This is a genomic window from Edaphobacter modestus (assembly GCF_004217555.1).
GTDB lineage: Bacteria > Acidobacteriota > Terriglobia > Terriglobales > Acidobacteriaceae > Edaphobacter > Edaphobacter modestus.
This window is the reverse complement of the sequence record NZ_SHKW01000007.1, coordinates 302,765-313,502: the sequence shown is the minus strand read 5'-3', so window position 1 is coordinate 313,502 and position 10,738 is coordinate 302,765. Positions and strand designations below refer to the sequence as shown.

Below are 10,738 nucleotides of genomic sequence, written 5' to 3'. Positions count from 1 at the left end.
TGAATGACTCGGGATTTATCAAAACAATTCTACTGGCTGGGAGATTTCTACGAAGGGCTCAGTCTTCGCCAATCGCAACTCTGTCTTCCGAATCATCTGCAACCACAAAGCATCCGGATCGGAATTGAATATTGTGGCGGTGTCTGCCGGAAAAACGAACCACGCGCCCAATTGCACCTCGGTCCGCAATTGATCTTGCGTCCATCCGGCATATCCCAGGTAAACGTGAAAAACGTTAGGGTCAGGCCGGGCCGAAATTGTTTTTTCGAAGAGGCCTTTGTCGGAGATCAAATAAACACCACCGAAGATGTTCTCAGCTTTTTCAATCTTGGCCGAGGACTGAAAAAGTGCAAATGCAGCCGAAGGTTTCATAGGACCCCCGATATAGACCGGGTCGGAGCGGTCTTTCGCGGCCTTGAGATCAAGAACTTGAGAAAGCGGCACATCGGTGCGCCGGTTGAGAAATAGTCCGACTACGCCATTACCATCGTAGTGAACTAGCAGGATTACTGTTCCAACGAAACGCGGGTCGCCGAGGCCGCGGCTCGCGACGAGCACCTTTCCAGTACCTAAATCTTTGGGGTTCTTGAATTGAATCGGAAGAAGTGACGCCGGCAGCAATTCGCCTTTCCTGCGGAATGCCTTGAGCCATCGACTTGGCTTGTTTGCCGGCCAGCTGCCGTACCAAGACAATGCCGGAGTGGCAGGCGCAGGAGCGCGCAACAACGTATTCGGCTTCGGCACATCAAATTCCGCCTTGTAACGTTGACCCTTCCGGGCTCCGCCACGGCAACGATTGCGAACAGCAACCCTTTGCGCAGCAACATGATCGGTATCCCTTCCCAGAGGAGATTATCCGATTTTTTCTGGAGGTCCGACCCGAGATTTCTGTTCTCTCCGCTTTCCGATCACTCCGGACCTCGAACCTTCTGGCACGTCAGGACCTCAATGCAGGGCCGTCATAGCCCTCTTCGAGCGCGTCGACGGCCATTCGCGGAAGCTTTCAATACTATAGATCGTCATAATAGTACCGAACCGCAAGCTGCTCAGGATTAAGGGGCTCTGTTGCATTAACTTTTCGAGCCACAAGCTGTAGGGGGTGAAGGTAGCGCTTGCCCGCTACAGCTTGAATGCCGAGAAACTAATTTTGAGTTAATGCAACAGAGCCCAGAATACGGACAGCAGAGCACGCTAAGCCGCAGCAGGAATTGAAAACAAATCACTTATCGGGCTGCTCCAAACCATATCCGCTTACGGCACTGTCGCCTTTGTCTGTTGATCATTGTCTTGGCATGTGGCGTCCTAAACGTGCTTTAAAGTCCGAATTCTGACCGGACCCCTCGTAGACAGGGCGAATTCCTGAAAGACAGCCTCAGTGTTCCACCCCCCTCGTAGTTCCCACCTAGGCAATTTTGCGCGGTGCTGGCGCGGATCGCAGACCGTTGGGGATACTTCTGGATGAAAATCGCCTCAACAACGCCGGAGCAGGCGATTTGGGCGTATGATTCTCCCGTTTTCGAAGGCAAAAAGGAAATCTCGCTTGCGATTTGATTCCGTCAGCGCCCGAGATCCAAGCTGAAATCGAGCAAACCAAAGGATCTGAAGGCAAAGGAGGCTTGGTGGCTGTCGAAGGTATTAACAGAGGAGTTTGGACAATCGGATACGACCTTGCTCCCGGTCAGGCACATCATTGGGTGCAGGATGGCCAGGCTTGGGGCAAGGTGAGGTGGTTCAACGTATTTGCTTACCTGGGGTCATATTACGATTTCCCCTTTACCAAGACGGTTGAGATTGAAAGAGTCTTTTCCCGAACCATTGTGCGCTCCTACGATGACTACACGTTTCGCGTGGAAGTAATTGTTCGAAACATCGGGACGGTAAGCTGCCACTACATCATCTGGTTCGCCGAGTCGACCGGCCAGCACCCAGATTAATCGCGGGAGAATGCCATGAAGATATTCGCAATGCACGACGGTGAGGGCAACATCACATCGATCGGCATGCCCCCAAGCGGCGAAGCAAACCCGCCGCGGCTTGTCGCGGCCGAGGGACAGAACGTTGCCGAAGTTGAGATCCCCGATTTTAAGTACGAATTGACGGACCCGAAGAAGACTCCTCATTCCCAGGAGCTTCTCGATTTGAAGGACGGCTTCCGGGTTCGCTTCGGGGACGGGGGCCCCTTCCTGCGAAAAAAGTGACGTTGGCTGGAACGGTTCGTTCCCGGCGTGAGCTACATTCAAGGGATGATCCGGGATTAAAGGCTCTGTTGCATTAACTCAAAATTAGTTTCTCGGCATTCAAGCTGTAGCGGGCAAGCGCTACCTTCACCCCCTACAGCTTGTGGCTCGAAAAGTTAATGCAACAGAGCTACTATTTTCGAAGCTCGCGACTCCAGGACGGGCGGCTAGACCACGTAGAATGGTGCAATGCCTAAAGCTCCTGCAGCAATTACCTCTCCCAAGATCAAGAAGCTCGCCGCGAAAGCAGCCAAATCTCCCAGCATGCTCACTACCGAAGAGACGCGTGAACTCGGTGCGTCAGTCTTGGCTCACCTGTCACCTCCGAAAGAAGTCCCAGCTATTCCGGCGAAGAGAATTTCAACAAAGAAGTAAACGACGAAACACTCCTAATCACTAAACATTGAAATGAGGGTTACATGGCAACGAAGAAGGCTCCAGTAAAGAAGACTGCTACACCAGTAGCGAAGAAGACCGCTGCAGTTCCTGCGAAGAAGACAACGGCGGCAAAGAAGATGACGAAGGCAGAGCTCGTACGCTTTGTCGCAGAAAAATTGGAGTGGACGACGAAGCAGTCTGCGGCTATCTTTGATCTCCTGGCCGCGACAGCGCTTCAAGAAACCAAGAAGAATGGCGAGTTCACCATTCCCGGACTAGGAAAACTGGTCAAGGCTCAGCGTGCGGCTCGAATCGGCCGCAACCCTCAGACCGGCGAGTCGATCAAGATCAAAGCAAAAACCGCGGTGAAGTTTCGCGTCGCCAAGGCAGCGAAGGACGCTATCGCTCCTGTGAAGTAATTTTGTTACCAGCTGGACACGGTCCTCCGCTCAAGCGGGGGACCGTACACTTTAAGCCGGGCATTTGATGATCTCTTACTATCTGTAGCTGTCACGCTACACTTACGAACTGGGAGGAGTTTTTGAACATCACGTACCTGCCTCACCGTCCTAGATTATCGTTTACAGCAACTGCAAGCTGCTTGTGCACGGTGCCCGATCCGCAGTGCTCCGCGTAAAGCGAGAACGATCGCCGTTCGGTCCATGGCTCGATGCTCTTGAGCGCCGGTCCCCGGTGAAGGTAGTGATCACAGCCGCGGCCAATAAGCTGGCTCGCGTCGCCTGGGCGGTACTATCGAGCGGCGAAGAGTACCGTCCACCGACAGCCTTGATGCCCTCCTGAACAGGCGCGGAAAAGACGCCTTCGGCTTGGAAGCGCAGAATCGCGCTTCCACTTTACGGCACTACGGCGGCGACTATTTAGAATTCCCACCAAGGTCTGCACTGGATAGCTAAGACGACCGAACAGTTCCCAACGGCGTACTCGAAACCTGCTCCCGAAGGTTCTGGTGCAAACTCTGAGATGGTTGGAATGGACGGTGATAATGGTTCAGGATGAGAGCATTGGATTTGTTCAAGGGACGACATTTTGACCGGGACATTATTGTGCTTTGTGTGCGCTGGTATCTCACATACAAACTGAGTTCTCGCGACTTGGTACAAATGATGGCGGAGCGAGGAATTGAGGTGACGCACACGACGATTCTGCGCTGGGTACAACGCTTTGTTCCTGAGTTTGAGAAGCGCTGGAGTCAGTACTCTCGGCCAGTGGGCAGGTCATGGCGTTGCGATGAGACCTATATTAAGGTGAAGGGCCGGTGGACCTATCTGTATCGAGCGGTAGACAAGCTGGGTCTAACGGTGGACTTTCTGTTGAGCGCACGGCGGGATGTTGCGGCAGCGAAGCGCTTCTTCAGCAAGGCAATGAAGAAGCACGGCTCACCGCGGGTCATTACACTCGATGCGTACGCGGCTTCGCATCGAGCCATCACGGAATTGCAATCAGCCGGAACAATAACACGGCGCATAAGAGTACGGTCCAGCAAGTACCTGAACAATGTTGTGGAGCAGGATCATCGCCGCATCAAACAGCGGATTCGACCGATGCTCGGGTTCAAGCGATTCGACACAGCGACAACAACGATAAGCGGCATCGAACTTGCAGAGAAAATTCGGAAACAGCAATTCAAGATCGGGACCTTGCCGGGCAGACCCGTAGCCGCTCCTGACATTTGGGCTGCTGTTCTTGCTGCATAACCCTGCAAATAATTCTTCCCTAACCATACCGTCACTCATTCTGAAACAGTTTGCACCAGAACCAAGTTGAATATCGTCCGCCTGCAACGTTCCAGCAGCTATCAGACGTACTTCACTGGTCCGCTCTTCTGGCAGACTACCTGCCAGGATATCCAGATCCAGGAGCGAAGGCGGTCGCAGTCTGGTTGCGTGCAGCCACCGAAGCGCTCTTCGCAGGCTAAGCCCTCAAATCTCTCTAGCCAAGTCGGCGGTGTCAAGGACGTATTCCCGTTGTTTTTCCTTTGCACAGGCACACGAGCCCGGTTCATTGCATGAGGCTATAGCGTTCAGCGAGGCGCGATCTAGCATAAGGTTTTGGACTCCCTACGAAGTCGGCACTCAATTCGCACTTCGGTCACGTGGTTCGTTCCGTTTTGGGAAAAGGAAGCTATCTGATCAAGGTTTCGGTGATGTCTAGAGGCGCTAAATGTGAGTAGCATCTAGATGTTGCCGATGTCGAAGTCGTGTTGCCGAGGTGATCAGTGCCGAATGTTCATGAGCTTCTTTCTGCCGGCTTAAATCACCATAAGGCAGGCAAGTTGTCAGAGGCAGCGTCTCTTTACCGAGAGATACTATCAAGCGAGCCGCGACATGCTGATGCGCTGCATCTGCTGGGGGTCTTGTGCAACCAGCTTGGTAAGGCCAACCTCGCCGTGGATTTGATCTCAAAGAGTATCGAGATCAATCCTCACGCCACCGAATACCACAATAATCTCGGGAACGCACTCAAAGGACTCGGTCACGAGAACGAGGCGGAGAAAAGTTACGGTCGTGCCATAGATCTCAGCCCACACAATGCAGATGCCTATATGAATCTCGGCATCCTTTTAGAAAAACAAGGCAGGCTGGAAGAAGCAAGAAACTCTTATCGGCGAGCTCTTCGTTCTGCTCCGAGCATGTTGCGGGCGCAATTGTCTCTTGGCAATATCGCCGTGGCCATGGGGGACTTCAAGCTTGGCGTCAAGCACATAAAGACAGCGGTCCGTTCCTCACCGAACCATGCTCCTGCACACTACGCGTTGGGAAACGCTCAATTTATGTTGGGCCAAAGCGATCTCTCAAAGGCCAGCTATATTCGCTCCATTCAACTTGATCCCAACTCTCCTGATGCGTTTTATAACCTCGGTAATGTCTACCTTGGCGAAAGGGCCTATGCAGCTGCGGTTGATAGCTACAGGCGGTCCATCACTCTGGTGGAACCGCAGGCAGATGTATACAGCAACCTAGGAATAGCATATTTGGAATCGGAACAGCCCAACACAGCCATTGAATCTTTCCTTCGGGCTATTGAACTCAATCCTTCCCATGCTGAAGCACACTTCAATCTCGGTCGTGTGTTGGCGAAACAAGAGGAGCATCGCAAAGCGATCGAAAGGTTCGATAAAGCCATTGAACTTAGACCGGATTATGCCAAGGCGTTTCATAGTCTTGGTAGCTCGAGACAGAGCCTGGGGGAACTGGAGGCTGCGTCAGATGCTTATCGCAAGGCGCTTAGCTTCGAGCCAGGATATACGGATGTACTGAAGAACTTAGCTTCTGTGCTCGCTCTTCAGGGTTCTCAGGAAGGCATTGTCTATCTGGAACAATTTGTCGAACAAGAACCGGCTTCTGTGGAAGCACACTGCAACTTGTGCGCGGCGCTTCTGCTGCATGGCGACTACGTCCGCGGCTGGCGCGAGTATGAGTGGCGATGGCAGTGGAATAAATTTACGTCGCCGAGGAGGGGATTTGTAGAGCCTCAATGGCAAGGTGAGCAGCTTGAGGGTAAGACAATTCTTCTCCACGCTGAGCAAGGATTTGGGGACACGCTCCAGTTTGTTCGGTATGTGCCGCTGGTCGCGCAGCGTGGGGGTCGAGTCGTCCTCGAGGTCCAATCTGGTCTGCAGCGTCTTTTGCGGCACCTGCCAGGCATTGCAGAATGCATTTCGAAGGACGATCCGCTGCCGGAGTTTCATTGCCATTGCCCGTTGATGAGTCTGCCGCTTGTCTTTGGAACAACGATTGAGACCATTCCTCCTTCCCTGCCCGATTTATCGAGAGCGGCGGAGCGTGAGCCATCGATACCCGATGCAAGTGAAGGTTGCTTGAGGGTGGGGCTAGTCTGGGCAGGGAATCCAGAACACCAGAATGATGCGCTACGTTCAATGTCTCTCACCCACTTCCTGCCCCTGACTAAAGTGGATGCCGTATGCTTTGTATCTCTACAAAAGGGGCCTGCATCTCTGCAAACGAGCGATTGGCCATTTCATCTGCCTGAGCCGTGTTCTGCCGTCAAGGACTTTGCCGATACAGCGGCCATCGTCGCAAGTCTGGATCTGGTGATCACTGTCGATACTGCGATGGCGCACCTTGCGGGAGCCATGGGAAAGTCAGTGTGGATCCTAAATTCTCATATCCCTGATTGGAGATGGGGCCTCAATGCGGAGACCACGCCTTGGTACTCATCGGCTCGGCTATTCCGCCGATCCTCTTCGGGGGGCTGGGAGGAACTGATGGAGCGTGTCGCTTCGGAGTTGGCGATGTTTCGGGATTCGCGAGTAAATCAATCCGTCGTTCAGTGCGAATGTATGGCTTAGGCCATCCCGGTGATTATAGAGAGGATCGCTTGCGGCCTACTTGATGATGCCTTTTGGCTGATCGTCTGACGAGCTCTAGACTCGGCAGACGATCAAAAACGTGACCGGCGCAGGTGACGCGACTGGGGTCAATGCGGAAGTTTCAAGTGGCTGGCAAATGTAGGGACCTGCGCATATGCGATATGGAGTCTCTCGGAGAAAGAAGCGACTTTCATGCCATGATGTTTGAAGAGATGCGCGAGGGATGGTGTCGTATAGAGTGATACGTGACCATTCCGAGGGCTGGCATACCACCAATTCAGCGATTGGGGATGGTCAGGTGATGCACTGAAGGATTCAAATGGAATATGGGCGTTAGCTATCAGCAGCATTGCTCCACATGTATTTGTACGAAGCTACGGTCTCCCGATCTGGAGCGATTACGTGTTAACTTCTACTGGTCATGGTGTCTCATGTCACTAGAAAAGGTATTCTCTCATGCGCTCACTTCGTCGATTACGATTCTGATGTTTGTTCTAGGAAGCAAGATTGTTCTAGGGCAAACCAATAAATCGTTCGCTGGCGTGACAGTCGTTCCAGCAACCGTCAAATTGTAAAGTGGGAGGTAAATGCGAGGTCAAAATAACTCTTAAAAATATCTCTACGAGTGATATTGAGGTGGTCCGGCGGAATGGTGAGCCTTTCGCTGACTACAGCTTTTCATTGTCACAAGCGCAAATCAACAAGGCTCAGTCGAGCGTTCTCAAGTCTCATACAAGAATAATCTGAATGTTCCGATCATGAAATATAGCGAACGTGTCGATGCTCTTCCACCCGGAGCGTCGATTGACGATACCATTGACCTCTTTGAGTACTTCAATCTCTCTAAGATCGGTACATATAAGCTGCAAGTTACCAAGATATTCCCACCAGAAACAAACATTCCTCCTGCAACGTCAAATGTTGTCTCTCTGCAAGTTGGAAACTGACAAACTGTGGAGGTATTTGAGAATGATTCCTCCACAGTTCGTGTTCGCAAAGACCGTGGGCCGTCTACGCCTACACGCTCAATAATCGGCTCCGGTACGTCGACCCAACCGGATACACTGTTCAAAATGTCTGCACCTATGCAGCTGCTTGGCACGTTCAGCCGAAGATCCGGCGCAGCGATGTCATCTCTCTCGACTCTCCTTAGCAGGCGAATGATAAGGAGACACTACACCGGACAGGCGTGGATCTTCCGAGGTGGGACCTTTGTCGACGATGGCCTCGGCTACAGATGGAGCGCCGACGACCTCACTCGTCGTTCGGTTCAGTCCGAAACGCCTGAGTAGGCTTTGCGGTAGGTCGACTGCATACTTTTTGCGTCACGGCAACATAGAGGAGTCGCAGCTCCGCCGCGATGGATTCCTGGTGCTCGGAACGTGTCGATGGTGGACGCGTGGAGAGGAAATCGGGATCGATTTCGATGTACCCCACTCTCTGCCTTTCGCTTTATGTGTCGTTGAGCAGATGATCCGGGCATCCCCCTCGTTGGGAACACAACCCGCGATCGCCCTGAGCATCGTTTCTTCCCCATACTCCTGGACGAGGTTGACCAGACCGCGGAGGTACTCCCCCTCCGTGCGGGTGCTGAATGACATAACGTCCTTCCAGGTAGCGAAGCCCAGCAATTCAGGCGATTGTCCCGCTTGTCCCTGCTTGACCCGACGGACATCGGTCAACAACATCTCCAGACCACTGGTTCCGCCAAGAACATGACAGGGGATCCTGCAGGAAAGGCATTTTAGAACATTCCCGATGACGCCGGCGTTGGTGCGGGACAGAATGACCTGAGGATGGACCAGGGCAAGATGGGACTGGATCGCTTCCAATCCTCGTACCGGATGCTTCGCTCCGAGTGAACGAAGAATTGCAGTTGCAGCGCTGGCAATTGCGGGGCCGAACCGGTACGACTGGGAAAGGAGAACATGGTGAGGTGTTGACACATGAGCCATTGCGTTCACCGCTCCCCGCCATTCATAGATCTGTTGATAGGGGTCTCCGACATACACGACAGGACAGTCCATCCGCTTAGGACGCCGAGCAGAACAGGATTCAGGTCCTGTGCTTCGTCGACGAGGATGTAATCGACCCCGCTTTCGGTTGAGAGAGTGCCCAAAGCTTCAGGTAGCCATCGTGACCAAGCGGAAGACCGGCGTTCTTGTGGCGCATGGCATCCATAGAGCCTGCACGTGTGAGATTGCCTGGCTGGCGAACTGAGCGAAGCCCCCGGCATCGAGTGCTTCAAGACACCCGTAGCGTGGAATATGCGCCTGCTGCGGATGTTCGTCATTACTCAGCAGGAAGCGCTTCACCGCGTTGAGCAGTACGGCGCAATACGACCACTTCGAAAGCGTCAGTCCCGAATGGAAGATCAAGTTCTCCGGCATTCGGAACGCTTCCACCACTGTGTTTGGAGTGAGAGTCCCTGTTAGCTTCCACTCCGGATATCCGAAGCTCCGGGCTACGGCGCGGAAAGCAAGGGAATGACTAGTCGCGCAAGCTACCTGTGTGGGGAACTTTCCCCGGACATTCTCCGCGATGCTTCGATTGAATGCCAGATAGAGTCCGCGCCCGTTCGTACTCGACGCGAGCAGACGGAGAGTCGTAGTCTTGCCCGCTCCTGCGTACGCATCGATGCGGAGGCCTTCCTGCTTGAGGAACAGTTCCCGTGCGCGTTGCTGCTCCGGACTGGCATGGATATTGGCTGGGTGAAGGCCCATGGTCGTATTTGCGTAACGCCTGCCCCTAAGAATATCCAAACCTGGCGCAATTCGGTGTTGGGCCAGGAAGAGATTACTCGCCTTATCGACGCGACCGGGATGCCCTTCGCCGCATCCTGTTGATGACTCTCTATGCTACTGGCGCTCGTCGAGCTGAGGTGGCTCACCTTAGCAAGCAAGGTTAGCTGGCGCTCCTGAAGTCCCACATGCTTGTCTTGTCGTTCCAAAAGAGCCGGTACTTCTTGCCGCCTTCGATTGGCAGATCGACGGTCATGATGGCCTTGTCGTCACGAGTTGTTGCAACTCGAATGCGATCTCCCGCTATCGGGGTATCCTTCTGGGCGTCGATTGGAATCTGTTCCCATTCGTCACCGTTGTGAAATTCCACTGTGACTTTTGAGGTTGCGTCGTTTCGGATGATGGAGACAGTCTTGGGCGGTTGCTGCGGCGTGCACACGGTACTTATGCTTGCTGCCGCGAGCAAAATTCCGAGCATGTATCGGGTACGACTGTTGCGCGTCATTGGCTTCCTTTCCTTCCAAGCAGGTAACCGGCGACCGTACCGAAGAGGCCCATCGCGGGCGCGATTTGATCATTGCTGTATCCAGCGCAGATCAGCACGATGGTCCCGATGATGATGAGCACTAGTGCATAGGCCCGAATGGCATCGTCGGCCGAGGTCTCTTTCTTCCAGAGGACGAGCGAGAGGGCCAGGATAACCACGACGCCGAGGGCAATGATGATAAGCGACAGCTCGCCCTCGTAGTGAGAGAGAAAGCCACCACTGGGCGGTGGTGCGTGCGCGGTGGCATTGGCAGGCGGGGCGTTGGCAACTTGCATTGGATGGCTCCAAATCGGCCGTCGACGATTGTGGCCACATTAGAGCATGAAAAGCGGGATCAGGACAGCGGAGAGTCAATAGTAGGCTGCGCGCGGAGAGGCAGGGCCCAGGCTCAGAGCGAAACTTCGTCTTCGTGCTTCGCCGGTGCGAGCTCTCATCTGTTATGCGCTCACCGCAGTCTATTTACGTCCCCTCACCGACTATGTTG

11 protein-coding genes and 1 pseudogene are annotated in these 10,738 nt (G+C 53.6%); 6 read left to right on the top strand and 6 right to left on the bottom strand.

From position 1 onward, the window contains the following. Positions 1-18 precede the first annotated feature (18 nt). The gene (locus BDD14_RS30445) at positions 19-621 is read right to left on the bottom strand and encodes a YqgE/AlgH family protein (RefSeq protein WP_165420439.1); all 603 of its coding nucleotides are present in this window, start codon (positions 619-621) and stop codon (positions 19-21) included. Positions 622-1,619: 998 nt separating this feature from the next. On the opposite strand from BDD14_RS30445, the gene BDD14_RS30440 reads away from it, so the two are divergent. From BDD14_RS30440 to BDD14_RS30415, 6 genes and pseudogenes are all read left to right on the top strand, one after another. Further along, the gene (locus tag BDD14_RS30440) at positions 1,620-1,934 is read left to right on the top strand and encodes a hypothetical protein (RefSeq protein ID WP_130425190.1); all 315 of its coding nucleotides are present in this window, start codon (positions 1,620-1,622) and stop codon (positions 1,932-1,934) included. Positions 1,935-1,949: 15 nt separating this feature from the next. Then, on the top strand, positions 1,950-2,198 hold the full coding sequence (locus BDD14_RS30435) for a hypothetical protein (RefSeq protein WP_130425188.1): 249 nt from the start codon (positions 1,950-1,952) through the stop codon (positions 2,196-2,198). A gap of 458 nt (positions 2,199-2,656) precedes the next feature. Further along, on the top strand, positions 2,657-3,034 hold the full coding sequence (locus tag BDD14_RS30430; RefSeq protein WP_130424114.1) for an HU family DNA-binding protein: 378 nt from the start codon (positions 2,657-2,659) through the stop codon (positions 3,032-3,034). 175 nt (positions 3,035-3,209) lie between these two features. Continuing rightward, positions 3,210-3,416: pseudogene (locus BDD14_RS34955) on the top strand (IS110 family transposase); the annotation flags it as partial. Between the two features lie 221 nt (positions 3,417-3,637). Beyond that, a complete protein-coding gene (locus BDD14_RS30420) occupies positions 3,638-4,330 on the top strand; it encodes an IS6 family transposase (protein ID WP_242617619.1) in 693 nt (230 codons plus the stop codon). A 521-nt stretch (positions 4,331-4,851) separates the two neighbouring features. Then, a complete protein-coding gene (locus BDD14_RS30415) occupies positions 4,852-6,945 on the top strand; it encodes a tetratricopeptide repeat protein (protein WP_130425186.1) in 2,094 nt (697 codons plus the stop codon). A 128-nt stretch (positions 6,946-7,073) separates the two neighbouring features. Here BDD14_RS30415 and BDD14_RS34950 read toward each other — a convergent pair whose 3' ends face one another. The 5 genes from BDD14_RS34950 to BDD14_RS30395 form a co-directional block, all read right to left on the bottom strand. After that, positions 7,074-7,316 carry a methyltransferase domain-containing protein gene (locus BDD14_RS34950; RefSeq protein ID WP_423201827.1) on the bottom strand — a complete coding sequence of 81 codons (243 nt, stop codon included), beginning with the start codon at positions 7,314-7,316 and terminating at the stop codon, positions 7,074-7,076. A 975-nt stretch (positions 7,317-8,291) separates the two neighbouring features. After that, the gene (locus BDD14_RS30410; protein ID WP_130425184.1) at positions 8,292-8,993 is read right to left on the bottom strand and encodes a hypothetical protein; all 702 of its coding nucleotides are present in this window, start codon (positions 8,991-8,993) and stop codon (positions 8,292-8,294) included. 96 nt (positions 8,994-9,089) lie between these two features. After that, complete coding sequence (locus BDD14_RS30405) at positions 9,090-9,689, bottom strand: hypothetical protein (RefSeq protein ID WP_130425182.1); 600 nt, start codon at positions 9,687-9,689, stop codon at positions 9,090-9,092. A gap of 181 nt (positions 9,690-9,870) precedes the next feature. Continuing rightward, on the bottom strand, positions 9,871-10,212 hold the full coding sequence (locus tag BDD14_RS30400; RefSeq protein ID WP_130425180.1) for a hypothetical protein: 342 nt from the start codon (positions 10,210-10,212) through the stop codon (positions 9,871-9,873). Beyond that, on the bottom strand, positions 10,209-10,529 hold the full coding sequence (locus BDD14_RS30395) for a hypothetical protein (RefSeq protein ID WP_130425178.1): 321 nt from the start codon (positions 10,527-10,529) through the stop codon (positions 10,209-10,211). The genes BDD14_RS30400 and BDD14_RS30395 overlap by 4 nt, the downstream gene beginning before the upstream one ends. Positions 10,530-10,738 lie beyond the last annotated feature (209 nt).